Origin of the sequence: Rhodopirellula baltica SH 1 (genome assembly GCF_000196115.1) — a bacterium.
Classification (GTDB): domain Bacteria; phylum Planctomycetota; class Planctomycetia; order Pirellulales; family Pirellulaceae; genus Rhodopirellula; species Rhodopirellula baltica.
Genome location: NC_005027.1, coordinates 647,111 through 673,049 on the forward strand (window position 1 = coordinate 647,111; position 25,939 = coordinate 673,049).

At 55.5% G+C, this 25,939-nt stretch carries 21 protein-coding genes; 18 read left to right on the plus strand and 3 right to left on the minus strand.

The window, feature by feature from the left end:
- Nucleotides 1-25: 25 nt before the first annotated feature.
- The 6 genes from RB_RS02515 to RB_RS28475 all read left to right on the plus strand — a co-directional run bounded on the left by RB_RS02515 (nucleotide 26) and on the right by RB_RS28475 (nucleotide 7,475).
- Nucleotides 26-1,150 carry a tRNA dihydrouridine synthase gene (locus RB_RS02515; protein ID WP_011118292.1) on the plus strand — a complete coding sequence of 375 codons (1,125 nt, stop codon included), beginning with the start codon at nucleotides 26-28 and terminating at the stop codon, nucleotides 1,148-1,150.
- A 912-nt stretch (nucleotides 1,151-2,062) separates the two neighbouring features.
- The gene (locus RB_RS02520; protein ID WP_007332434.1) at nucleotides 2,063-2,527 is read left to right on the plus strand and encodes a RidA family protein; all 465 of its coding nucleotides are present in this window, start codon (nucleotides 2,063-2,065) and stop codon (nucleotides 2,525-2,527) included.
- 85 nt (nucleotides 2,528-2,612) lie between these two features.
- Nucleotides 2,613-3,578 (plus strand): dihydrodipicolinate synthase family protein, encoded by a 966-nt coding sequence (locus RB_RS02525; RefSeq protein ID WP_164921398.1) that lies wholly within the window; start codon nucleotides 2,613-2,615, stop codon nucleotides 3,576-3,578.
- A gap of 197 nt (nucleotides 3,579-3,775) precedes the next feature.
- On the plus strand, nucleotides 3,776-5,206 hold the full coding sequence (locus RB_RS02530) for an NADH:flavin oxidoreductase (RefSeq protein WP_011118296.1): 1,431 nt from the start codon (nucleotides 3,776-3,778) through the stop codon (nucleotides 5,204-5,206).
- A 943-nt stretch (nucleotides 5,207-6,149) separates the two neighbouring features.
- Nucleotides 6,150-6,587 (plus strand): FKBP-type peptidyl-prolyl cis-trans isomerase, encoded by a 438-nt coding sequence (locus RB_RS02535; protein WP_011118300.1) that lies wholly within the window; start codon nucleotides 6,150-6,152, stop codon nucleotides 6,585-6,587.
- A gap of 735 nt (nucleotides 6,588-7,322) precedes the next feature.
- Nucleotides 7,323-7,475: a hypothetical protein gene (locus tag RB_RS28475; protein WP_390175340.1), complete on the plus strand. Its 153-nt coding sequence runs from the start codon at nucleotides 7,323-7,325 to the stop codon at nucleotides 7,473-7,475.
- On the opposite strand, the gene RB_RS02540 is transcribed toward RB_RS28475, so the two are convergent.
- On the minus strand, nucleotides 7,459-8,637 hold the full coding sequence (locus RB_RS02540) for an ISAs1-like element ISRba7 family transposase (RefSeq protein WP_164922672.1): 1,179 nt from the start codon (nucleotides 8,635-8,637) through the stop codon (nucleotides 7,459-7,461). The two genes, RB_RS28475 and RB_RS02540, sit on opposite strands and share 17 nt — an antisense overlap.
- Nucleotides 8,638-8,727: 90 nt before the next feature.
- On the opposite strand from RB_RS02540, the gene RB_RS02545 reads away from it, so the two are divergent.
- The 3 genes from RB_RS02545 (at nucleotide 8,728) to RB_RS02555 (ending at nucleotide 10,756) form a co-directional block, all read left to right on the plus strand.
- Nucleotides 8,728-9,024: an ankyrin repeat domain-containing protein gene (locus tag RB_RS02545; protein ID WP_231846144.1), complete on the plus strand. Its 297-nt coding sequence runs from the start codon at nucleotides 8,728-8,730 to the stop codon at nucleotides 9,022-9,024.
- A gap of 154 nt (nucleotides 9,025-9,178) precedes the next feature.
- The gene (locus RB_RS02550; RefSeq protein ID WP_164921400.1) at nucleotides 9,179-9,577 is read left to right on the plus strand and encodes a hypothetical protein; all 399 of its coding nucleotides are present in this window, start codon (nucleotides 9,179-9,181) and stop codon (nucleotides 9,575-9,577) included.
- A 660-nt stretch (nucleotides 9,578-10,237) separates the two neighbouring features.
- On the plus strand, nucleotides 10,238-10,756 hold the full coding sequence (locus RB_RS02555) for a hypothetical protein (RefSeq protein WP_011118308.1): 519 nt from the start codon (nucleotides 10,238-10,240) through the stop codon (nucleotides 10,754-10,756).
- Here RB_RS02555 and RB_RS02560 read toward each other — a convergent pair.
- Nucleotides 10,753-10,947 carry a hypothetical protein gene (locus RB_RS02560; protein WP_164921401.1) on the minus strand — a complete coding sequence of 65 codons (195 nt, stop codon included), beginning with the start codon at nucleotides 10,945-10,947 and terminating at the stop codon, nucleotides 10,753-10,755. The genes RB_RS02555 and RB_RS02560 overlap by 4 nt on opposite strands.
- Before the next feature lie 134 nt (nucleotides 10,948-11,081).
- Between RB_RS02560 and RB_RS02565 the strand changes: the two genes are divergently transcribed.
- From RB_RS02565 to RB_RS02605, 9 genes are all read left to right on the plus strand, one after another.
- Nucleotides 11,082-11,849 carry a DUF1559 family PulG-like putative transporter gene (locus tag RB_RS02565; RefSeq protein WP_231846145.1) on the plus strand — a complete coding sequence of 256 codons (768 nt, stop codon included), beginning with the start codon at nucleotides 11,082-11,084 and terminating at the stop codon, nucleotides 11,847-11,849.
- Between the two features lie 1,059 nt (nucleotides 11,850-12,908).
- Entirely contained in the window at nucleotides 12,909-13,700 is a 792-nt protein-coding gene (locus RB_RS02570) for a hypothetical protein (protein ID WP_011118314.1), read from the plus strand.
- A 62-nt stretch (nucleotides 13,701-13,762) separates the two neighbouring features.
- On the plus strand, nucleotides 13,763-15,211 hold the full coding sequence (locus RB_RS02575) for a phytoene desaturase family protein (RefSeq protein ID WP_164921402.1): 1,449 nt from the start codon (nucleotides 13,763-13,765) through the stop codon (nucleotides 15,209-15,211).
- Nucleotides 15,208-15,969, plus strand: a complete 762-nt coding sequence (locus RB_RS02580; protein ID WP_011118316.1) for an ABC transporter ATP-binding protein — start codon at nucleotides 15,208-15,210, stop codon at nucleotides 15,967-15,969. The genes RB_RS02575 and RB_RS02580 overlap by 4 nt, the downstream gene beginning before the upstream one ends.
- On the plus strand, nucleotides 15,966-17,636 hold the full coding sequence (locus tag RB_RS02585; RefSeq protein WP_011118317.1) for a putative ABC exporter domain-containing protein: 1,671 nt from the start codon (nucleotides 15,966-15,968) through the stop codon (nucleotides 17,634-17,636). The genes RB_RS02580 and RB_RS02585 overlap by 4 nt, the downstream gene beginning before the upstream one ends.
- A gap of 177 nt (nucleotides 17,637-17,813) precedes the next feature.
- A complete protein-coding gene (locus RB_RS02590) occupies nucleotides 17,814-18,368 on the plus strand; it encodes a hypothetical protein (RefSeq protein WP_007329647.1) in 555 nt (184 codons plus the stop codon).
- 93 nt (nucleotides 18,369-18,461) lie between these two features.
- Nucleotides 18,462-20,054, plus strand: coding sequence for a citramalate synthase (gene cimA / locus RB_RS02595; protein ID WP_007332450.1), 1,593 nt, complete (start codon nucleotides 18,462-18,464; stop codon nucleotides 20,052-20,054).
- Between the two features lie 98 nt (nucleotides 20,055-20,152).
- On the plus strand, nucleotides 20,153-23,260 hold the full coding sequence (locus RB_RS02600; protein WP_193427762.1) for a valine--tRNA ligase: 3,108 nt from the start codon (nucleotides 20,153-20,155) through the stop codon (nucleotides 23,258-23,260).
- A gap of 107 nt (nucleotides 23,261-23,367) precedes the next feature.
- On the plus strand, nucleotides 23,368-24,345 hold the full coding sequence (locus RB_RS02605; RefSeq protein WP_007329644.1) for an ROK family protein: 978 nt from the start codon (nucleotides 23,368-23,370) through the stop codon (nucleotides 24,343-24,345).
- A gap of 200 nt (nucleotides 24,346-24,545) precedes the next feature.
- On the opposite strand, the gene RB_RS02610 is transcribed toward RB_RS02605, so the two are convergent.
- Nucleotides 24,546-25,835 (minus strand): MFS transporter, encoded by a 1,290-nt coding sequence (locus tag RB_RS02610; RefSeq protein WP_007332790.1) that lies wholly within the window; start codon nucleotides 25,833-25,835, stop codon nucleotides 24,546-24,548.
- Nucleotides 25,836-25,939: the final 104 nt, after the last annotated feature.

Genomic DNA, 25,939 nt, shown 5'->3' on the forward strand with positions numbered 1-25,939 from the left:
TGCATCGGGGGGCTAAACTGCTCGCATGAACTCCCCAGCCTCTGAAACGACCGTTTGCAGCGAAACTCCTGCCGCTCCCATCTCGACCACTCCATACGAATGGAACGAATTGTCCCTGGGCAATGTGCGGATCGGTTTTCCTGTCGTCCAAGCCGCTCTTTCGGGGTACAGCGATTTGCCGATGCGTGTGATCGCGCGGCGGCACAGCGCCAGCTACACAATTTGCGAAGTGATGCTGGATCAATTCCTTCTGTCGCTGACCAAACGCGAAAAGACGCGGCACTTTCTGGACATCGCGGACGAAGAGCATCCCGTCGGCGGGCAGTTGATGGGGGCGGAGCCGGAGCAGTTTTCCGCCGGAGCGTTGAAGCTGGTCGAGGCCGGATTTGACGTCATCGATGTGAACTTTGGATGCCCGGTCAAAAAGGTGTTGGGACGATGCCGCGGCGGATTCCACTTGTCTCAGCCCGCTGTGGCGATCGAGATTCTCCGTCGGACGCGAGACGTGGTGCCGGACCACATTCCAGTGACGGTCAAGATGCGACGCGGGATGGATGACACTCCCGAATCACGCGAACAGTTTTTCGAGATTCTTGATGGTGCGATCGACGCCGGGTTGGCTGGCGTGACCGTGCATGGCCGAACGGTGATGCAGCGTTACATCGGCCCGAGTCGCTGGGCGTTTTTGAAAGAGGTCAAGCAGCACGTTGGCGATCGGTTGAAGATCCTCGGCAGCGGCGATCTGTTCGCGGCCGTCGATGGTTTGGAGATGATGCGTCAAACCGGAATCGACGGTGTCACGATCGCTCGCGGAGCCATCGGCAACCCTTGGATCTTCCAACAATCGAGAGCACTCGCGGCCGGCGAACCCTTGCCACCACCGCCGACGATTGCCGAGCAAGCCGCGGTGATGCGGGAACACTTTGCGTTGTGCGAAGAGACTTACACGGTCGAGCGTGCCCCGTTGCTGATGCGAAAGTTCTGCATCAAGTATTCGCAAAGCCATCCAGATTATCGTGAAGTTCGAATGGCGTTCACGCGTTTGCGAACTCGCGAGGAATTCGAAGCGGCACTGGAACAGCATTACTCGGCCGACGGACCGGGCCAGAATGTGCCCCGCGAATTGCACGGTTCGCAAGAGGAGTGTTGAGCCAGTTTTTGATAGGCAATGATTGCCCGTAGGCCATGTTCCACATGGCATCCTCGCCGATGCTTTGGGACAAAGCGAGTCGTGCTATTTGAGTGCTCACGCAAAGTCAATGAAGAGCATCCAATCACCCCGCCAGGTGGAACCTGGCCTACGTGGTTCGCCGCGTTGATTGGGGCGTAGGCCATGTTCCACATGGCGACCGCGCCGATGCTTTGGAACAAAACGAGTCGTGTTATTTGAGTGCTCACGCGAGGTCGATGATGGTCGTCCAGTCACCCCGCCAGGTAGAACCTGGCCTACGTGGTTGGCTGCGTTGATTGGGTCGTAGGCCATGTTCCACATGGCATCCACGCCGATGCTTTGGAACAAAGCGAGTCGTGTTATTTGAGTGCTCACGCGAGGTCGATGATGGTCGTCCAGTCACCCCGCCAGGTAGAACCTGGCCTACGTGGTTGGCTGCGTTGATTGGGTCGTAGGTCATGTTCCACATGGCGTCCACGCCGATGCTTTGAAATAAAGCGAGTCGTGTTATTTGAGTGCTCAAGCAAGGTCGATGATGGTCGTCCAGTCACCCCGCCAGGTAGAACCTGGCCTACGTGGTTGGCTGCGTTGATTGGGTCGTAGGCCATGTTCCACATGGCATCCTCGCCGATGCTTTGGAACAAAGCGAGTCGTGTTGTTTGAGTGCTCACCCGAGGTCAATAATAGACGTCCAGTCACCCCGCCAGGTGGAACCTGGCCTACGTGGGGGCTTTTCTTATTGGCGGGTGCGGGTATCTCGGATTTTGTACGATTTTGTTGCCTGCACGTCATCTTGGAAGGGCGCGGAAGACTCGTCATCTTAGAGACGCGAATGCTTGATGTTCGCTCCTGAATTTTGAATCCTCTGCCCTCTGACCCAACGACGCACCCATGTCCTACGACGCACGCATCGACGAACTGAAACTGGAATTGCCACCGGCCCCGAAACCCATGGGTGTTTACAAACCGATCGTGCAGGTTGGGAACATGGTGTATTTGTCGGGTCACGGTCCGCTGAAAAGCGACAAGACCTTGATCACCGGTCGTCTCGGTTTGGACATGGATGTGGAAGTCGGCTACGACGCCGCTCGCCAAACCGGTTTGGGCATGCTTGCCACGCTTCGCAATCACCTCGGATCGCTGGACAAGGTTTCTCGTTTAGTGAAATTGTTGGGGTTGGTGCGGTGCACCGAATCCTTTGACGCTCAGCCCGCCGTGATCAACGGATGCAGCGAACTTTTCCGCGACGTTTTTGGCGAAGATGCCGGCGTGGCCGCTCGCAGTGCCCTGGGAACCAACGCGTTGCCAGGCGGCATCGCAGTCGAAATCGAAGCGATTTTCGAAATCAAAGAGTGATTCGGGGCGTTCTGCCCGAATTGCATAGTCGCGATTTCACCCGAATCTCCAAGACGCGGTGGTTCGGGGTCGTTACGATTCGGGCATGAACACCACCACTCTGCCCGAATTGACATCCGCTCCTCAACCCATCCGCAACCGCAAGATCACCGGCATGTCGGCGATCTTGCTGCCGATGACCTCCACCGGCGAAATTGACTGGAACGGTTTTGAATCCCACGTCGTGGCGACGCTCGACGCGGGACTGACGCCGGCCATCAACATGGACACCGGCTACGCGAATTTGATCTCGGATGAGATTCGCGAAGAAGCTCTGGTTCGGACCTCGGCGATCGCGAAGGACCGAGCTTATCTCGGCGGCGTGTTCGTCGGCGATCGATCCGGCGATGACTTCAACAGCGACGCCTATCGTCGTGGCATCAACCAAGTCCAAGGTCACGATGGAACACCGATTTTGTTCCAGTCGTTTGGTTTGACCAGCGGCGATGACGATTCCATTTTCAGCGCCTATTCGCAGCTCGCCTCCGAATGCGAACAGTTCTACGCGTTTGAACTCGGGACGATGTTTGCTCCCTTTGGAAAGATCTACTCGCTGTCGTTGTACGAGCGATTGATGGGAATCGGCAACTGTCTGGGGGCGAAGCATTCATCGCTCGATCGCATCCTGGAATGGCAGCGTTTAGAACTTCGAAATCGAGTCCGCCCGGACTTCAAGGTTCTGACGGGAAACGACTTGGCAATCGACATGGTGATGTACGGCAGCGATTACTTGTTGGGATTGTCAACGTTTTGCCCAGCCGAATTCGCGCTGCGTGATTCCATGTGGGAAAAGGATGACCCGCGGTTTTATGGTTTGAACGATTTGTTGCAGTACCTCGGTGCGTTTGCGTTTCGTGATCCGGTCCCCGCCTACAAGCATTCGGCCGCGATGTTCTTGCATTCGCGTGGCAAGATCGCCAGCGATCAAACTTTCCCCGGCAGCCCCGAGCGTCCGGCCAGTGACCAAGCAATCTTGGATTTGATCTCGCAAGATTTGGCTGCGTACTTGTAGGCGTTGCCAGATGCCTCGGGCAGACGGTTCCGAATTTCTCGAACACTGAATTGCAATCGACACTCGTTTCGGAAGCGGCGAATACCGCGGCTGATACCGTGCGGCTGATTCGACCAATCGCCCGTTGTCTATCGAAGCGAACGCACGGACGGCCGACACTTTCTCCATCATCCTTTTCCCCAGATTGATTCATTGCCATGGCCTATCCACGCGTCGCGTCGTTGAAGACCCACGATGACTTTGTCTCGCATTTGCGAGACAGCCAAATCGACATGCCATCCGATGCCGAAGTCGAATCGGGCGACGCCTCGCCATTGGCTCAGTCATTCGAGGTCCACGGGCAAACCGTTGGGAATCGGTGGAGCATCTTGCCGATGGAAGGTTGGGACGGAACCACCGATGGGTTGCCCACGGATCTGACACGCCGTCGCTGGCGTAACTTTGGGCTGAGCGGAGCCAAGTTGATCTGGGGCGGTGAAGCGGTCGCGGTCCGGCACGATGGACGGGCCAATCCGAATCAATTGCTGCTGACGGAAAAGAATCTCTCTGCGATCGCGTCCTTGCGGCAAGAATTGGTCGACGAGCACGAGTCGCATTTCAGCCGCAGTGATGACTTGTTAGTCGGCTTGCAACTGACTCACTCGGGCCGGTTCTCTCGACCGAACATCAAATCATTGACCGAACCCCGGACGGTTCAGCGAAACGTGGTCTTGGATCGACGGGTCAAAATCACGGACGACTCAGCGATCTTCAGTGATGATGAATTGTCAACGTTAATCGATGACTTCATCGCGGCCGCCGTCCGAGCGGAAAAGGCCGGGTACCGTTTCGTCGATGTCAAACACTGCCATGGCTACTTGGGACATGAGTTGCTGGCAGGGCGAGAACGGACGGGCAAGTTCGGCGGCAGCTTTGAAAACCGAACGCGTTTCTTGCGTGATATCGTTTCAGGAATCGAAGCGGCCACAAACGATCTGAAGATCGGCGTGCGTTTGAGCTTGTTCGATTTCTTGCCGTATCATCCCGGCCCCGACCGCGTCGGTGAGCCTGAGCCCGGCGGCGAACCCAACAAGGTATTTGGTGGAGGCGAAGACGGATTGACGATCGACATGACCGAGACGTCAAAATTAGTTGAGTTGATGCATGAGATCGGCATTCGGATGATCTGCACCACGGCGGGTAGCCCTTACACGAACCCTCACATTCAACGTCCTGCTTATTTTCCGCCGAGCGACGGATACACACCGCCGGAGGATCCGTTGGCAGGTGTCGCTCGACAGATCGAGGCCGTCGCCGAAATGAAAAAGCAACATCCCGAGATGATCTTCATTGGCTCGGGTTACACGTATCTGCAAGATTACTTGCCCAACGTCGCACAAGCGGTTGTGAAGGCCGAGATGGCCGACTCGATTGGTTTGGGACGCATGGTGTTGTCGTATCCCGATTTGCCCGCGGATGTGACCGCCGGCACCGTGTGGCAACGCAAGAAGGTTTGCCGCACATTCAGCGATTGCACGACCGCACCACGAAACGGAATCATCAGCGGTTGCTATCCGTTGGACCCCTTCTACAAAAAACGCGACGAGCGAAAGCAGCTCAACGAGTTGAAGAAAGCCTTGCAGGCATAGAGCTCACCAGCGCCGTAACCGACGGAGTCCCTCCGTCGGCGACTGAATCGCCGGATCTCCATCAATCGCCTGGTCAAAGGCCATGAGGCACCGGGAGCATGCGTCCACCTCGTGCTTTGTGCTTCGTGAGATGGTGCTCCTGGTCGACACGGACCTTTGGTGAACGCCTTGGTTCCTCCCCAGCAGCTTCACGGAAATTTGCTTGCATCGCCCCCACGGACCTCGCAAACTAGACGACTCCGAATGGGGGCCGGCCCACTGAGAGCAAGTCCCCGCGGAGTCAAGACGCTCGACTCGTTTTCACTACCAAGCCGACAAAGACACCCATGAAAACTTATTCCAGCCGCGTTAACTGCTGAGAAACAAGTTCGCCGATTCAATCAGAAAGGACTCACATGAATTGCATTCGATTCTCACTGCGAACCTTACTGGTTTTTGCGGGCGTTCTCGCGGTTGCGTTAGTGCCGCTCTGCTCGCAATTACGGAGCAATGCTGCTCTCGCTAATCTCCAGAACAACGGGGCGAACCCGCTCTATATCCGGACCTGCGACGGAATCAGTACTCCGTATCTAGGCTCAACGGAGCCTTTTGATTCGTGGCACGAGAACCTTCTCGCCATGTTTCTTGGTCGAGCCGCAGTTGATGACCTCGAACTGATCGTTTTCACTGGCAGTCAATTCGACGCAAATGGATTTCGGGATACCCTTCCCGATTTGCGACTGATTCGCGGAGTTCAGCGTGTCCAGCTGGTGGACACACCGGTCACGCGATCGGAAGCTATGGCTATCCTCGCCAAAAATGGCTTGTCGCGTATTTCCGTTGACTAAGTGACATGATGAGAACGGATAACAATGCAGTGAGCCGGAGTGGCTTGTCACGCGTTTTTGCAATGAAAAGCTTTCTCACCGCGACCAGGTTAATGCTAGCGTTTCCCGGCTGAACGATGAAACCGCCACGCAGTCTCAAAATTCTCGATCATGAAATTGGTTCAGGGCGGCCGTGCGTGCCAGGTGACCTCGCCACCTGCAATTGTGTTTGTTCACGGCGCAAGGGTGACATGCTGTTTGCCTCGGATGCGGACACTCCTTACCAAATACGTGTTGGCGGACGGGACTGCCATGCTGGGATCGAATACGGCTTGCTTGGCATGCGGATTGGCGGACGTCGGACGGTCATTGTGCCACCTAACTTGACCTATGATGAACGCAAGAGATACCCTGACCTTCCGGCCGACGCCTTGCTCGTTTACGAGTTGGAACTACTCGACTTGCCGGGAAAATGGGATCCAGAAATGGAACGCCGCTTGGCTGCACGTGGCAGCTCGAATTGGAACGTGCAGGATTGCGGCGAACCGGACGATGCACAAGAGTTGTCGAGTTGAGTTTATTGAAATGGTGTGTCGTTCACGGCCGCCACGTGATCGTTGCCCGAGCGAATAGAATAAAATTGACTACTCGACGCTCGTTGGCAATCGTTGGGGTTTTCGCGATCATTTTTGCTGTTCCCGTTTCGCTGCATCGTCGAGTAACGCAAGAAGACATCGTTATTCATGAAATCGAATCAGACAATGCTGTTGTCATAGCGATCGCCGAGGCTTCCACGGCACCGAAGCATTCTGGCGGTTACCACATTCTCATTTACGGTCGCTTCCCAGAGAATGTTGCGGGTTCCGCTTGGCGCAGAAACGTAACGCCCAAACCGTTGAGGTTCCTGCCGCAAGTCATTCAGTCGTATTGCTTTGCTAGCATCACTTCTGTTCGGCTCGACTGTAACCTCTGTGACTCGAGTGCACTTGATCACCTTCACAAACTCTCGAACCTAAAGTCGCTAGAAATCATAGGCGGCAATCCGGATTCGGATGCGATCGAACGCCTGAAGGCTCGGTTTCCTGGAATCTCAATTGTCGATTTGTCTTCCTTCTGGTCTCCGCTGGGAACACGGAAGAAGAATGGGGCTGAACCGGGGGTTTGACTTCGCGTGGCTCCGGCGGTTGAGTTACTTTCTCTTCCGAGTCGACATTCATTTTTACAAATGGCTCCCACCCATCGAGCCTCGGACTTATGTCGATTCTTTACCCGACTGAACGAAACTAACAATGGCTCGATCTCAACTCGCGATGTCGACGGAGCTGCTCTGGGCTGCTCAAGCGGGAGACCTCACGGCGATGAGAAGACTTCTAAGAGAGGGCGCGGACCCAAATCGACGCTTCTTGGTGTCTGGTTGCACTTGTATCCACGGCGATCGCATCAAAATCATGCTGAGAACATGAGTTTCTCGAGGAAGTCGGTGTTCCAGCCCGCTTTTTTTCGCTTCTGCTTGAGACTTCGCTTGGTAGTGTCCTGCTTGAGAAGCGTCGTCACATAACGACGGATGAATGTGAAATTCGCCGTCGCGTTCTTTGTCCGAATGCGGCTGGCATCGTCGTGGAACACGACATCCAATACCCAGTGCATGGACTCCACGCTCCAGTGACTCCGGACGCTGATGGCGAACTCTCCTACCCGGGCAGGTCGACTGAGCAGGAAGTAACGAACCTCGACATGGCACTCTCCATTTCGCTCCGTTTGCGTGATGGCTTGGCCGATGCTCGTCGCACCTGCCCAAAGATCTGTCATGGCTTTCATCTCAGGTGGTATCGGGCAAACAGCGTAGAATCGTTCTTCCTGTCGGCCACTCCTTTTTCCCACCGTCTTCTTCGACTTCACTCCATTGGCTTTCAGCCCTTCTTCGTGAACCAATTCGAAGTATTCACGGATGGCATTGGCCAACTTGGGATGGTTGTCTTTGATCGCGAAAATGTAGTCGCCGCCATTGCGATGAATCTTCTCGGCAATCGACTTCTGGGCGCCGATTGCATCGAGCGTAATGATGGTGCCGCGGACATCAATGAAGTCCAAAAGCTCATCAATCGCTGTGATTTCGTTGGTTTTTGAATCCACTTCGGTTTGGCCAAGAGTGACTCCATGTTTGGAAGCCCAAGCGGATACAAAGTGAATCGCGTTTGATTTCTCAGCGTTGGTGTAAGAGCCGCGTGCGGTCTTGCCATCAATCGCAACATGAATGGGCAGAGACTGCTCTTCATCACGATCAAGCTTGTCTTCGGCGTCGCGATATTGCTGACAAAGTTGTGTGTGCCAGTCTAGCAATGCTTGCTGAAACTGCTCTGGTTTGATCAGTGACAGGACTCGACCGATGGTGTCGTGCGAGGGGATGCCGTGAGGGAAATCTGCAAAGCGACTGAGCCAATCGAGTCGTTCATTTCCAAAGCACTCGATCTCTTCGGGACCGTCGGCATCGGCGATCGTCGCAGCAACCACTAGGAACAAAATGGAGTTCAACGGATGCGTGGTTCGTCCGGGAACGCGAGGGTCTTCGACTTGATCAAAGCAGTCATGAAACACATCAATTTGCGAAAGCATTGCCGTCTCCATAGCAGGGCATGATTCAAACGAGTTCACGCAATCCTTCGCAACAGGTCTTCACCAAGACAACCGGCAATCGAATACTTCTTCCGAATTTTGATGCGATCGCCGTGCACTTGTATCCATGAGGCGATACTTCGCAAAAACCATGACATGGCGAGACTGCTCATCGAATTCGGGGCCGATCTGGATCATGATGACAATGCGAACTGGCAAACTCCGATAATGTCTGCAATCATTATGGAAGACGTCGAAATGCTTTCACTCTTGATTAAAAATGACGCAACACTTGATGCTGTTGCCGATGACGGATTTACGTATCCTGACTACGCGCGAGAGATCGGGAGGGATTCAATTGCGGAATTTATCGAGTCGCAACTTGCATCCGGCGGATAATCGTGCCGTGAGCCGGAGCGTCGAAGTCGCGCGGCTTTGAAATGAAAAATCTTTTGTCTCCACCCGTTTACGGCAGTCGTTTCCAGACTGGAAAATTACGATGCAAACGTTCGACATACGACCGACGCTTGGAGTTGGACCAATTCGGTTCGGAATGACACGCGACGACGTCCGTGAATTGATTGGCCCACACGATGGTGACGGAGACGAGGAACGTGAATGGTACCTTGAAGATCTCGCAATCGATTTCAATGCGGATGGAAAGGTTGCATTCATTGAACTCGCAGGATCGGAGAACTTCCGTGCGTTGCTAGACGGCGAATGCCTTCACGAACTGGATGCCGATTCCGCTGTTGCCCATGTCAAAAAATTGGCATCGTTCGACCCGAATGGCCCCGAACCCGGCTACACATATATCTTTCCGAAGCTGCAACTGAGCCTCTGGCGACCTGTTGTGCCAGACGCGAGTCAAGACCCAGACGATCCCACTGGTCGGACATTCGAGGCGGTCGGCGTTGGACCTGTTGGCTACTTTGTCCAAAACAGCGGTTGACCTTTGCAGTCAACCGAGCGGCGGTGTCAGGGCGTGTTCAGGTGGATTGTTTGTTGCCGACGCCCGCTGATGCGTGGTGTTCCCTGACCAAGATTATTCCGCTTGCGACACCATCTTCATTCGCGAAATCACACTCGCCTCGATCCGTAAGTTTGTTCGCGACAACAGTCTTTTCGTTTGCACCTCGATACGTTCCTTCATCGGGGCCCATCATGAGCGTGTCGCGATGCCTTCACTCAATCGGTGAAGCACTGTCAGTCGGATATCTTTCGCGGTTGCCTTCTCATTGAGTTTGATGAGGAACTTGGCACACCGTTCCGGCTGGGGCGAGACATGCCGTCGGTGATGAATATCCTTTCTTCGTCACTTTAGAGAAATGGTGAATTGTTTTGCTTGCCGGTCGATTAGCGGGTACAACAAAACGAAGGGTTTTTGAGATGTGTTTGGGGCCATTTCGATCGCGTCTTGTCCATCGAGCAAAGTCGATCGGTCGTCTTGCAATGATCTCAGAGATCCGCTCTTTCGAGCATCTAATTGCCTCATCGACATCCACGCATCCGAGTCGCCGAATTGGGTGTTTCGATGATGGATGATCTTCGAGGTGATCGTCAATGTTCTTGGAATGGTAGCGTCTACTCTTATCAACCACTGGGGAATCTCATGACCGCTCGAACCGTCTCCGTTTTGTGCGTCTGCTTGGCTACCATTCTTTGCGTCAATGTTGCCGCGGATGAAACCGCATCGAAGGACGACGCGACTTGGGTCACCGTTGTTCAGCGACCCGACGCACACGCTGATCAATCGCCGTATGTTGTCCAAATCACGAGTGGTGCCAAATTCAAGCTCGTCGACGCGATTGTTGAAACGCTCCCCAAAATCGGCGATGACGAGATACGGTTACGACCAGCATCGAAGGTAAATCTCACGTTCCATACGGATTCCTTCTTGGTGATGAAGCTTCATGGTGAGTCACTGACGCTCGCACCCGGGCCAACTTTTCCTTTCTCGGTCACCCGGAAACTTGTGAAAAGCATGAGCGAGATTAGTTTTTCTGAGAGCAAGATTGAATCGCCTGAAATGCTCTTGGTGCGTCGCTCCGTGGAGGACCCATTCGCCCGGTCTTTTGCATTGCGTGATGAGAATTCATCCTACAGCGGACTTGAACCAAGTCTTCGTTAGTCATCGATTTGTTCCATGCAAATGCGACAGGCCACAGGGTGCAGCGGAGGACGCGAGTTGACGCTGTTGTTGCCGCGATCGTGACGGATGACAACAAGATCACGTCCACTACCCCGGCGACCGCGATTGAAGTCATCTTGCGTCTGGTCGAACGACTGACGTCGCGGCAGAATGCTGAACGGATCCGGCATTTGATGGGGTTTGGTGCATCCGACAGCGGTATGACAAAGGCATGAGAACGAAGCTGTCGACAACGTGTTTTTAAAATGGAGCGTCAACCGCGGTGCCTCGGTGATGCCAAATGCTATTGGGATGGAGCTTTCGAATGCGACAGCCGAAACACAGCGTCAGCGTCGAGTTGCCGGAAGTTTTTGCCGAGTTCATGCGGGATGTGCATCAACGAATTGACGATGGCGACGAGGCGGCAACCTCCATCGAATCTGACGACCTCCTGCAGTGTGAATGTGTCTACGGTGGGCTCATTGATATCGCCAACCGGCAATATGGTTTTCGTTACTTCCGTACCGATAGCCACACTTGGGATTTCATCCTTCGCGCCGACGAAATCTGTTCCATCGCAAACGGATCAACAACACACCTAACTCTCTGGCAATGCGAAAAGGAATGTGGTTGTTTCTACGCGTCCGAGGAATCGTACTGCTCTCATTGCGATTCGATTCGCCATTTCGACGAACACGAATCTCCGCTTCGACTTCATGAGCCGGACGCCGATGACAGCACCCGACGAGAGATGGCGAACCTTCGCAAAGTTGGACTTGCGATTCTTGATTACCACCACAACCACGGTTGCTTTCCACCACATGCAAACGTCGATGCGTCAGGCAAGCTGCTTCATAGCTGGCGGTCCCTCATTCTTCCGTTTCTTGACGAAGATGGCGTCTTCAACATGATCGATTTTGATCAACCGTGGAATTCCGACGCAAATAAGAAAGTCTGGGACCATCAACCGTCAGTTTACTTTTCGGCTGATTGCGATCCACCACGAACGCAAGTCGTAGCAGTTGTCGGCTCCAAAACGATTTGGCCGACATCGCACCGCCGCAGATGGACCGAAATCACATCAGGCACGTGATTCACAATCGCCGCCGTATGGGCAAACAAATTGAATACGAATTGGATGCAACCTGTAGACCCCGACGTTGATGAAGTGTCGAGCGACTTCGTCGATCATGGTAGAATGGTCTCCGTATTTGTGGATGGCCATGTCGAAACCATTCGAGACGTTTCCGTAGAACGATTGCGTGAGCTGCTTTTCATCTAGGCCATCCAACCAGCCCCATGCGCGTGATACTCAAGAACTTCATCCGAGTTGCGAAATCAGGTGTTTTGATCATGGGCAATCTCCCATCGCGACCAGGTGATTCTGTCCGTTTTCCAACTGAAAGAAGACGCGCGTTGATATCACGATCGATGCGGTCAGCCCGAATCCTCGTTGCCGCGGCGATTTTGACGTCAATCGGCTGTAGAGAAGACATCTCGTCCAGATATCAACCGCGAGCACAAGCTACACAGTTCTCGTACATCACTGGCTGCATCGATCGCACACGAGGCGATCGGACTGAGGCCGGCTACTATGCAACAATGGTCCTTCGAGAAGACAGCACCCCATGGTTGATCATCGCGAAAGCCCTTGATTCGCCCAACGTAGGATTTGTCACGGAGTCCAGCAGTGATGACGCTGCCGTTATGGTTGACGGCACCAAATATGTTGAAATACCTGGGAAAACAATTGTCGTTGTTCAACAAACGGGGACAGTCAATCACACGATTCTGGACACAAACGCGAACGATACACTCGTGTCTCTCTCAGGCGGGTTCAACGACATTGATGCTTCCGGTCTTGAAGCGATCCTTCCACTATCTGAAGGCGGATAGCCTGAACCGCAAAGCGTGTGGGTTTTGAATGAATCTTTGATCGGTCGCATGCCCCTGTTGCTGCCGCCGCTCTCCGGCGATCGCGGTTTCAGACGTTCTTCAGGTGTTGCTATGAACGATGACAACGTGCGTCATTTTAGGAACGCCATTTCGCGAGAAACCGGATTTGCAATTGCGATGCTGGGGTACGGGCTCGTCTTGATGATCGGCTTGCTTTATCTCCTGCGACGATCGCCTGGGAATGATCCAGTTTTGAATGGCACTCAGTTCGGAAGTGGCTGATGGCGGGTTTGCGAAACACTACTCTGTTGGAACCGGTCTGACGGTCAGTTCTTCGCCCTCCAACCCGCTGCGATCACCAACGCTGATGAATGAGAATTCCGACTCGCGTCCGTTGCCAAGCCGTCGCGGGCGATTTTCTCTCGGGCAGTTGTTGCTTGCGATCACGATGATCGCTTTGGTGCTGGGGAATGTGATGTCAATTCTGCGGTTGCGAAAGGCGGAGTCGGCTTTGGCGGCACTGCGATCCGAATCGGGGTATTTGTCTCCCACCGAGGACGATTCCGTCGCGGCCATTCGGGCTCCTTCCGAGATTCCGCTGAATTACGTTTTTCGTATTCGCGTTCCCGAAGGCACGCCATTCGACTATCGGTTGGCCTACAGCACCTGGCTGCCGAAGGGGAAAACGCAGCCCGATTGGTACTCGATGATCGCGGTTCGGCCCGGTGAATCGCTGGTCACCGTTCGGATTGCGGAAGATCCCCGCGACGAACGTTGGAAAATCTCTACACTGGTGCGAGATTCCGGCGGAGTGCGGCGGATGGGCACCACTTTGCCCGAGGCTCACACGGCGATCTTCCGAGCGTCGCACGATGTCATTTCGACCGGCGTGGCGGGTTCCATGGTCACATTGCCGTCGGGCCGCCCCTTGCGGATACTGGACGATCGATGGTTGGTCGGCGACGAATCACTGTTGCTGTCCGGTGACAAACCCGTCAACACAGACCAAATCGGCGTCTACGCCGAACTGCAGCCCATCGCACGTTGATTGCTGCGACACAAATCTTTTTCGACACCCCCAAGCTTTTCGCGAGACCAAAGACCCCAGCCATGGCAAAGGATTTTTTGAAGGGAGCCGCCGACGAGTACGACGTGGTCGTGATCGGAAGCGGATTGGCTGGCATGACCTCGGCCAACATTCTGGGCCGCGCTGGGCACCGAGTGTTGCTGCTCGAACAGCACTACAAACTCGGCGGTTTGGCAACGTGGTTCTTGCGTCCAGGCGGGCACACGTTTGACGTCTCTCTGCACGGGTTCCCGCACGGCATGATCAAATCGTGCCGACGATACTGGAGTCGCGACATTGCCGACCGGATCGTTCAGCTGAAGAACATTCGATTCGACAACCCGCAGTTCTCGTTGACGACCACGTTCAATCGAGAGGACTTCACCAAGTTGTTGACCACCAAGTTCGGCATCGAACACGGAACGGTCAACGAGTTTTTCGACACCGCTCGAGGAATGAATTTCTACGACGATCAGGCGACGACAACGCGTCAATTGTTCGATCGTTTCTTTCCCGGTCGCGACGACGTGGTGCGGTTGCTGATGGAGCCGATAACGTATGCCAACGGATCGACCTTGGAAGATCCCGCGATCACGTACGGGATTGTGTTCAGCAACTTCATGAGCAAAGGCGTCTTCATCTATGAAGGTGGCACCGATGATTTGGTCGCCCGGATGAAGAAGGAATTGGAATCCAACGGCGTCGACATTCGCATCAATTGTCCCGTCGATGAAATTGAAGTTGCCGATTCACCAATCCAAGGCACTCGGGTATCAGGCGTGAAGGTGCGTGGTCGGTCGATCAAGTGCCGGGCGGTGGTCAGCAATGCGAATTTGCGAACGACCGTGCTGAAGATGCTGGGCCCGGAGAAACTCGATAAGAAGTTCGTGGAAGAGACCGAGGCGGTGCGACTGAACAACAGCAGCACGCAGGTGTACATGGCATTGAAACCCGGCGAAGAGATCGATGAGTCCAGCGGGGATTTGTTCTTCACCAGCACGGCGAAGGAATTCCGAACGGATCTGTTGCTCAGCCGTGACATCACTTCGCGAACCTTCAGTTTTTATTACCCTCGAACACGGCCACACAAAAAGAAAGAGCGATTCGCGATCGTCAGCAGCACCAACGCGAATTGGTCGGACTGGGCGAATTTGAGCGAAGAGGAGTACCAAGCCAGCAAGGCGGACTTGGTCGAAACGACCATCGACGCGCTCGAGAAGTACATTCCCGGAGTGCGGGACAAGATCGATCGTGCCGAAGCGGCGACGCCCAAGACGTTCAATCATTACACTCAACATGAAATGGGCGCAAGCTTTGGGACGAAGTTCGAAGGTCTCGGCGTCAGTCGAGCGTTGCCGCAGCAAATCAAGGGCATGTATCACGCGGGGAGCGTCGGCATCATCATGAGTGGTTGGTTGGGAGCGATCAATTACGGAGTCATTGTCAGCAACGAGGTCGATCAAAACTTGGTTGCTGAGTCGTCGCCGGTATGATCGAAGTCAGCCAGTTCACGAAGTGCTACGACGATTTCACTGCGGTGGATTCCATTTCATTTGATGTTCCCGCTGGGCGAGTCGCGGCATTGGTGGGGCCCAACGGAGCTGGCAAAACAACGACGATTCGAACATTGTGCGGCATCCTGTCGCCGACGGCCGGTGATCTGAACGTGGCGGGTGCGTCTTTGAACGACGACCCATTGGCGGTGAAGCGACGGACCGCTTACGTGCCGGACGACCCGCCGCTGTTTGATTCGATGACGGTTGATGATCATTTTCGATTCATTGCTTCGGCGTATCGATTGACCCAGTGGGAACCGCTGGCCGAAGAGCTTTGCCGCCAGTTCGAGTTGACCGAGAAACGCGAAACGATCGCTTCGGGTTTGTCTCGCGGAATGAGGCAGAAGGTTGCGATCGTTTGTGCTTATCTGCGTCAACCCAGCGTGCTGTTGCTGGACGAACCGATGACGGGATTGGACCCGCCGAGCATTCGCCGTTTCAAACAGACGGTTCGTGAACAAGCCGACCGGGGCGCGACGGTCTTAGTCAGTTCACACTTGTTGTCGTTGGTCGATGACATCTGCGATCACTTGGTGCTGATGCGTCGCGGCGAGGTGTTGTTTCATGGGCCGCTGGAACAGGCTCGCGAAGAATTTGGTGGCGACTCACACTCGCTGGAGGAAGTCTTTTTCCGTTTGACGTCGGATGATCCGACGTCAGAAGAGTCGACCTCGGAAGAGGAGTCCGCTGGATGAGCGGGCGGCCTTCGATCATCGATCCCGCGTTGACGCGATTGACCGGGGTGCTTCTGAAGACCGCATTTCGGCAACTGTTCCGGCATTTAAAGAGTCCCTCGGGGGCCTTTGTCGGGTTGTTGGTGCTGGGAACGGTCGGCATGGGATTGATGCCGATGATTGTGGCGACCTACACCGGATCGCTGGACCAAATCCAGATGTACTCGACGGTGACGTCCACGATCCCGTTGATGATGCTGGTGATCGTTGCCATGGCGATCTACTTTGACATCGGACAACAGATCACTGAGCTTCGTCCGCCGGAGTTGCAGTTTGTTTTGGCGGGGCCATTCACCAACCATCAAATTCTTTCGTATCGCCTGATGACGCTGGCTCTGACGTGGGTGGTCAGCAGCAGTTTGATGGCGATCTTTGCACTGCCCAGTGCAGGAAGTTATCTGTCCGCGGTGTTGGCGATCTACACCGGTGGAATGACGGTCACGGCATTGACGACATTGCACGCGTTTAGCAAACCCTTGTTGGCGTCTTGGGTGCGAACGTTGATCGCGTCGGCTTTGTTGGGAGCGGTCGCGTTGTTGTTGATCTCATCGTTGCCTCTTGGAATGTCCGACAACGGGTTTTCGTGGCAAACGTGGTTGCTGTCGTGTCAGGCGTCGCCGATCGGATCGATCATGACGCTGCCGTTCGTGCCGTTTGCGAACTTGATGCAATCACCGATCGGGCTTTCGATGCTGGGTTGGCTGAGTCTGTGCGTCGCGATTTTGGTGATCGCCTTTGCGTTGTGTTATTCGCTCAACGTCGGATTCGCGGAGCTAGCCGTCGAGGGAGTCTCGCGAAAACAGGTTCGGATTCAGCGAATGCGTTCGGGCCAATTTGGCCGGATCAAAAAGAAGGAGCATCGTTCCGCGTGGAAGCTGTTTGATTTTCCTTGGTGGGGCGGGATTGGACCGGTGGCGTGGCACCAAGTCACCTTTGCCATTCGACGCAATGGAACTTTGTTGGTTGGATTGTGGGGCGTCGCGGTGGCAAGCGGTTTGGGGCTGATGATTTTTCAGTTCTTTCGCCCGGGATCGATCCATGCCAACTTTCGCGAATACTCGATGCCGATCGCGATGGCGGCATCGAGCTATTTGGGTTTCCTGCTGACGATGAGCCAGCCGATTGGATTGGCGATGACGCCGAAGTCATTGACTTGGTTTCGGATGTTGCCGTGTCGCCCGATCGCGATCGTTGTCGGCATGTTGGCGGGGCACGTGGTGGTGTTGGTTTCCATCCGGATCGCCTTTGCGGTGATCGCCGCGTTCCTCACAACGCGTGGCTTGGCCGAGGGATTCGGGATTTTCGTCGCCGGGGTGAGTTTGGACATCGCGTATGGATCGGCGATCAATTTGGTGACTGCGGCGACGGTGCTGAGAGCGATGCCCACCGGGACTCCCGATGTGCTGCAGGGCGGCCGGACGATGCTCTATATGTTCGTGTTGATGCTGGCCCTGCTGCCTTCGTTGATTGCGGCGGCGATCGTGGGGGGCGTGGTGGCGGTGGCGACGGACAAGGATTGGCTGTTGATCGCACTTGCGGCGGCGGCCGGATCGTTGCTGTGCCAGCCCGTGATTTGGTGGATCACATCGGTGTTTTTTCGCGATCGCGAGCTTTTTCAAGCCGATTGACCGGCAAAACCGGGCATTTGCGACTGTTCGCGAGTTTCTTTCTGGTTGGCCCGGGCTGCGAAAACACTGGCCCTACAGAAATTGGGTTCAAAACGATACAACAAGGCCCTGGAAACCGACCTCAGGTTTCTTCGGCGGAACACGTTTGTCCAATCGCGACGGGCACCTAAAACAACCATGGCCAGAATCGGAATTTTCTTCGGACTGGTCCTGTGTGGACTGACGGTGGCGGCGCTCAGCGTGACGACGGCCAAGAGCTACACGCAGTTTGTTCCGATGATGTTTGGCATTCCGCTGTTGTTCCTGGGTGTGGTGGGGTTGAACCCGCATCGCCGAATGAGTGCGACCATCGTCGCGTTGACGCTCGGGTTGCTCGGATTTGCGTGCGGTGCGATTCGGTTCGTTGTTTTGATGATCGATCGGGCGTCCGGTGAGATCATCAATCCGTTGTCGTTCCGTTTGGTTGTCGCGATGACAATTGTGTGTTTGATCTTTGCATTGATGGCAATGGTTTGGGTTCGCAAAAGGCGAGAACGACTGAGCCAACAGTTGAACCTGGATCAGGCGAGCGATGAATCGGCACCGCAGCCCGACGACGACCAGGCGTTGGCCGTTCCCGATGCATCGGTTTCTGCCACGACGGAGTCCGATCCTGTCTCCACCACGACATCCACTCCCGCGAATCCTTACCAGTCACCTCGTGTGATTGAAAATTCAACGGAGACGCGTTAGCCGAGATTCGCCTCTGTGACTTCTCAAGCGTCAGCTTTCGCCTCATTGAATTCCCCACGTTCCTTGATTTCATCCCCCACCTGAATCAGCTACATGAGTGCCACTTCGTCGGCCCAACCGGTCTTGATCTACGACACGACCTTGCGAGATGGCTCGCAGGGCGAAGGCGTTAGTTTTTCGCTGCAAGACAAACTCAACATTGCGATTCGGTTGGCTGAGATTGGCATCGAGTTCATCGAAGGCGGCTACCCGCTGAGCAACGAGAAAGACGTTGCGTTCTTTGAACAAATTCGCAAACACGATTTGGGCAAATCCAAGGTCTGTGCTTTCGGCATGACTCGGCGACGTTCGATGAAGGCGGAGGACGATCCGGGGATGAAGGCTTTGGTTGCGGCCAAGACGCCTTGCTGCACCTTGGTCGGCAAGACGTGGGATTTTCACGTCACGGAAGTTTTGCGAGCGACGCTGGATGAAAACCTCGCCATGATCGGTGAGTCCGCTGAGTTCTTGGCCGGACACAGCGAGCTGATTTACGACGCCGAACACTTCTTCGATGGGTACAACGCGAATCCTGAGTACGCGATCAAGACGCTGCAAGCCGCGGCAGCGTCGGGTGCCAAATGGTTGGCTCTTTGCGATACCAATGGCGGCACGCTGCCTGAACGTGTGGCGGAGGTGACCCGAATCGCGAAAGAAGCGATGGCGTCGTACGACGTTGGCATTGGGATTCACTGTCACAACGATTGTGAACTCGCCGTTGCGAACTCATTGGCCGCCGTCGACGTTGGTGCGACTCAGGTTCAAGGGACGATCAATGGGATCGGTGAACGATGCGGCAACGTGGATCTGATCGCGGTGATCGCGAACCTGGCACTCAAGAAAGAGAACACGACGGTTCTCGGCGGGCGACCTTTGCAGCAACTGACCGAGTTGTCGCGGTTCGTTTATGAGACCGCCAACTTGCAGTGGCGAAACAATCAGCCGTTTGTTGGTCAGAGTGCGTTTGCTCACAAAGGTGGCATGCACGTTCACGCGATTAACAAAGCGGCCAGCACTTACGAGCACATCGATCCGACCTTGGTTGGCAACGAACGACGTATTTTGGTCAGCGAGTTGTCCGGCCGCAGCAACATTGAAGCGATCGCGGGTAAGTACGACGTCGGCGACGACAAAGAATTGCAGAACAAGATTTTGGCGGAGGTCGTGCGGCTCGAGAATCAGGGTTACCAGTTCGAGTCCGCCACAGCATCGTTCGACTTGTTGATTCGACGTGTGTCGGGCAAGTTTCGACCGCACTTTGAAACGATCAAGTACCGGGTCGTCGCGGGCGATCGTGACGTGAAGAGCCAGGTTGCTTTCGCCGAGGCGATCATCAAGCTGCAGGTCGGTGACACATTGTGGTTTGACGCCGCCGAAGGTCACGGTCCGGTCAACGCGCTCGACGCGGGATTGCGGAAGGCTTTGGCGGGTGCCTATCCCGTGCTCAGCGAAATCTCACTGATTGACTACAAAGTTCGCGTGGTCGATTCCGGTAGCGGAACGGCCGCGTCCATTCGGGTCAACATCGAAAGCACCGATGGCAAAGAGACATGGGGAACGATCGGTGTCAGTGACAACATCATCGAAGCCAGTTGGCAAGCCTTGGTTGATAGCGTTGAGTACAAACTGCACCGAAGCGAAGCTTGATTCGCCGAACCGACCAAGTCATTAGACAGTCATGATTCCAGCGGCGTGACCAGGATGTTCGCCGCCAATTCAAATCACCTCCGTTGACGTTTGTTTTCATGTCCGAAATTCCAACTCGATTCGAACACGCCGAAGAAGCCGACAAGATTGCTCAGGCGTGGACCGATGCCAAGTGTTCACACGCTGATCCGGAATCCAGCAAGCCACCGTTTTCGGTCGTGATCCCGCCGCCGAACGTGACCGGTGCGTTGCACCTGGGGCATGGGCTGAACAACACGTTGCAAGACATTGTGGTTCGTCGCAAACGCATGCAGGGGTTTGAAACGCTTTGGATGCCGGGAACTGACCACGCCGGGATCGCAACGCAAGCGGTGGTGGAACGACGACTGAAGGAACAGGAAGACAAGACGCGGCACGACCTGGGCCGCGAGGCGTTGGTGGATCGGATTTGGCAGTGGAAAGACCAATACGAAGAACGCATTATCGGCCAGCTCAAACGGATGGGCACCAGTTGTGATTGGGAACGATTGCGATTCACGCTCGATCCCATTTGTGCCGCCGCCGTTCGCGCGACGTTCTTTGATTTGTTCGGCAAACGTCGGATTTATCGCGGCAAGCGGTTGGTGAACTGGGACACGTTTTTGCAGACCGCGGTCAGTGACGACGAGGTGTTCAACGAGACCAAGAAAGGGCACTTCTACCACTTCCGTTATCCAGTGATCGATCCGAAGCCGGGCGAACCTGAGTTCGTGACGATCGCGACGACGCGTCCCGAAACGATGTTGGGCGATACCGCGGTGGCGGTGCACCCGGATCCAGCCGCTGCGCTCGATGCGGTAGAAGCCGGCCTTCGCGAAAAGCTGAGTGACGCGAATGAAAAAGAAGCCGTTGACTTGAACAAGCAAATCGAAGCGTTGCAGAAGCGGCGTGAAGAGCGATTGCCGGAGTTGATCCAGCTGCGAGACATGGCGGCGGATGGTCGCAAGCTGATGTTGCCGCTGGTTGATCGCGAAATTGATTTGGTGGCGGATGAGTGGGCCAAGCCTGAGATGGGAAGCGGCTGCGTGAAGATCACGCCGGCACACGATCCAAACGATTACGAAGTGGGGATCCGGCAAGACCTGCCGATGATCAACATCCTGAACTCGGATGGAACGCTGAACGGCGAAGGCGGCCAGTTCGCTGGATTGACGATTCCAAAAGCTCGCAAAGCCGTCGTCGCGGCACTCGAAGAGCTGGGGTTGATGGGCGACATCGAAGATCGCGAAATCGAGTTGCCTCACAGCGATCGCAGCAAGACTCCCATCGAGCCTTACTTGGCCGATCAGTGGTTCGTGGCGATGGATGAGTTGGCTCAGTCGGCCATGGATGCGGTCAGCGATGAACGCGTGCAGATTTTCCCGGCTCGTTATCGCAAGGGTTATTTGGATTGGCTAAGTGAGAAACGCGATTGGCCGGTCAGCCGGCAATTGTGGTGGGGCCACCGAATTCCGATTTGGTCGGTCGGTGGGCTATCGCAGCAAGAAGCGAACGAGTTGTCGAGTGAGCTTGAAAAACTGGCCGAACGGCATCCCGATCAAATCGCACAGCGGATTGATTCCGACGGAGTGGACGCGGCGGGCGAGCCCACCAAGGCTGTCTTCGTTTGCATTCGCAGTGAAGACGAAACGGTGGAAGCTGACGTGGAAGCGTTGGGATTGCAGCAGGATCCGGACGTGCTGGATACCTGGTTCAGTTCCGCGTTGTGGCCGCACAGCACACTCGGTTGGCCTGCCCAAACACCGGAACTGGCCAAGTTCTATCCGACTGCGACGCTGATAACTTCCCGCGACATTCTGACGTTGTGGGTCGCTCGGATGGTGTTGATGGGTTTGAACAACGTCGGCGAAGTCCCGTTCAGCGAAGTGTTCATTCACCCCAAGATTTTGGATGGTCTTGGTGAAACGATGAGCAAGTCCAAAGGCAACGGCGTGGACCCGATCGACGTGATCGACAAGTTCGGGCCGGACGCGTTGCGATTTGGGTTGGCACGTTTGGCCACCGAAACGCAAGACGTACGGATGCCGGTTCAGTACGAGTGTCCTTCGTGCGAAAAGCTGATTGATCAAACGAAGAAGAACCGCGCGTTGCCGTCGATGGATTGCCCCGCATGCGGCAAACCGTTTTCAACTCAGTGGGCGGAAACCGAGGCCGACAAATCGCTGCCGAAGGCCGCCGTGGTGAGCGAGCGATTCGAGACGGCTCGCAACTTTGTCAACAAACTTTGGAACGCATCACGGTTTGTGATGATGAACCTGGACGGTTTCGAACCAACGTCGCTCGATGTGGCTTCGCTGCCAATCGAAGACCGTTGGTTGCTTTCACGTTTGTCGACGGTGACTCAAACCGTTGGTGATGCGATTGAACGTTATCAGTTCGGCGAAGCCGCTCGCGTGCTGTACGATTTTGCATGGGACGAGTTCTGCAGTTTCTACGTTGAGATCGCCAAACCTCGGCTGTCGGATGATTCGCAGCGCCAGATCGCTCAAAACGTGATCGCCCATGGTTTGGATCAACTGCTGCGGTTGTTGCATCCGATCATGCCGTTTGTGACCGAATCGGTGTGGAACCACCTGGGGCAGATCGCACCGAAACGTGGTGTGCCGGAACCGGCCGAAGTCGGCCCCTTTGTGATGACGGCGAGCTTCCCGGTGGCCGACGAGTCGCATCATGATTCGAAAATCGAACGTCAGTTCAGCGAGTTCCAACAGATCGTGGCCGCGATTCGTCAGATCCGTGCGAGCCAGAACATCGCTCCGAAGGAAACCGTGCCCGCCGCGATTCGTTGCAGTGCGTCTTCACAAGAGTTGCTGCAACCGATGACGGCGTATTTCGAGGCGTTGGCCGGTGCGGAAGTTCAGTCGCTTGGTCCGGACACGACGGCATTTGAAACCGATGCCCACTTGGCGTTGCCCGATGTGGACGTTGACGTTCACGTCGACCTGGAAAAATTCATCGATGTTGAAGCCGAGCTGGCTCGCCTTGAAAAGCTGCAAGGGCAGCTGACCGGCCAAATCACCGGCAAACAGAACAAACTTTCCAACGAAAGCTTTGTCAGCCGGGCTCCGGCCGATATCGTGCAAAAGGAACGCGAGTCGTTGGCAGGTTTGCAAACGCAGCTGGAAGCGGTCGCCCAAGACATTTTGAAACTGCAGTCGAAAAAGTAACGCAGGGGAGATGAGGTCGGTCGCCGATCGATGATGCTTCGCGGTATCGGGAATTCGGCGACGCTCTACCGCCTGTCGCTTCACTCAATCAACCCACGGAAATTCCCTTGAAAGACATCTGGATCGGTTTTGATCTCGGCGGCACCAAAATGCTCGCTGTCGCTTACGATCATGAATTCAAAGAACTCGGTCGTCGCCGTCGCAAGACTCGCGGACGCGAAGGCTCTGACAGTGGGATTGCTCGGATCGGATCGACGATCCAGCGTTTGCTTGATGAAAACGAGCTGGATGTCGACCGCATCGCTGGCATCGGAATTGGATGTCCGGGGCCGATCGATTTGAAGAAGGGGCGGATCTTGATGACTCCGAACCTGGGTTGGGACGATGTGGATATTCAATCGTTCTTGGAAAAGAAGTTCGATTGTCCAGCCACCGTTCTGAACGATGTTGATGCGGGCGTGTACGGCGAGTTTTTGTTCGGTGCGGCTAAGGGCAGTCGATGCGCAGTGGGGGTTTTCCCCGGAACCGGCATCGGTGGTGGCTGCGTTTACGAAGGTCAAATCTTGCACGGCGACGGGATCTCTTGCATGGAGATCGGTCATACGCGAATCAGCAGCGGAACGCGTGCGAGCGGTAGCAGCATGTCGGGAACCCTGGAAGCGGAAGCCAGTCGACTGACGATCGCATCGGAAGCCGCGAAAGCCGCGTACCGGGGCGAGGCCCCCGCGTTGCTTGAGGACGCCGGCACGGATTTGGCGGAAATACGCAGTGGAGCGCTGGCGGATTCGATCAAGAACGGTGACAAGGCGATCAAGGCATTGGTGGAATCTGCCAGCGTCACGGTCGGTTATGGCGTGGCCAACATCGTGAACTTGTTGTGCCCTGACACAATCATCTTGGGCGGCGGTTTGGTCGAAGCGATGGAAGATTTGATCGTGGGCACCGTTCGCAAAACGGCACGCGAAAACGTGATGCCGGTCTACAAAGATCGCTTCGAAGTCAAACCCGCCAAACTCGGCGACGACGCCGGAGTGTTGGGGGCGGCAGCCTGGGCGAAGAAGACGTATCCACAACCGCCCGAGTGATTCGCGTTTGGTCGATTGTGAGCTGAACCGATCCGTGAGCGGATCGGTTGGAGGAATGATGTAGGCCAGGTTGTACCTGGCGACCACGCCGATGCTTCGCAAGAAGCGAGGCGTTCACACCAACCGGCGTTCGTTCGCGAGGGTCGGTGGTCGAGGCATTTCACCCAATGCCATGTGAAACATGGCCTACGGCTTCGGCGTTAGGCGTCGTCGAGTGTTGCGGCGAGGGGGAAGAGCAGGCTGATCATGGCGGTCACGATCATGGCAATCCCTGAGACGAGCATTGCTCCGGACATTCCAATGGCGCCAGCGGTTTGGCCCCAGACGAAAGATCCCAGCGACATGGATCCGGCCATCATCGTCAGGTAACAACCCATGCCGCGAGCTCGCAGTCGGCTGGGCAACGTGATTTGTGCGGTGGCGTTGAGTGTCGTCAGCGTCGCCATCCATCCGCAACCCATCAATAGCGTCGCGGCGAGCAAGATTGGCCAGGCGGGCTCGGAACTCAGCGTCAACATACCAATCGCGTAAAGCGTCATCGCTGCGGCGATCGTTCGATCGGAACCCAAACGCGAACGAACGCGAGGCAGCATCGATGCGCCGACGACGGCACCGACTCCGATCATCGCGACCAAAATGCCGAATCCCTGGGCACCCCAGCCCAACGCGGTCTTGGCGTACAACGGCATCAATGACCACAAGGCACTGCCGGGCAGAACGAACAAGACCACTCCCAGCATCACGTGCCGCATCGTTCGTTTCAACGCGACGTAGCGGATGCCTTGTCTCATCGAGGAAAAGAAGGATCGGCCGCGGCTGGTTTCGGTCGTATCGCGTTGCCAACGAATCAATACAGTAAGAACACCCGCGAAGGAGATCGCATTGATGGCGAAGGTGCTCCAGATTCCCAACAAGGCGATCAGAACACCTCCGATGGCTGGACCGACGGCGCGGGCCAAATTGAAGCTGATGCTGCCCAAGCCAACCGCTCGACTGATTTGCCATCGCGGAACCAATTCCGGGATGGCGGATTGCCAAGTGGGAACGTGAACGACCATGCCCAAACCGATGATGAACGTCATCGCGAGTAGCCCCCAAGCCGTGATGACTCCGGTGGCGGTACTGACCGCGAGCATCGCGGTGACGAACAACAGGATCGACTGCGTTCCGATCAGCAGATGACGCTTGTCGATTCGGTCGGCCAGCACGCCTGCGGGGATGGCCAGGAAAACAATCGGCAATGCCATTGATGTTCGAACGGCGGCAACCATTTCCGGTGTCGCGTCCAGCGTGGTCATCAACCATCCGGCACCGACCTCGTGGATCCATGTCCCCAGGTTGGACGCCAAAGATGCGATCCAGAACAAACGGAACATCGGTTGACGCAGTGGTTCCCAGGCGGATCGGCCAGCCGTCGGTGATCGCTGACCGGCGTCAACAACGACGGAAGCGTAGGGCGAGGCGATCGGTCGGGATGAATTCAGGGACATGCAAAACTAACGAGGGAGACGATTTTGGAAGAGGCGGCGAGCTCGTTCATCACGGCGGCGACGACGCGGCGCGGATCGCTGTACCGGCGATGCCACCGGTGGTA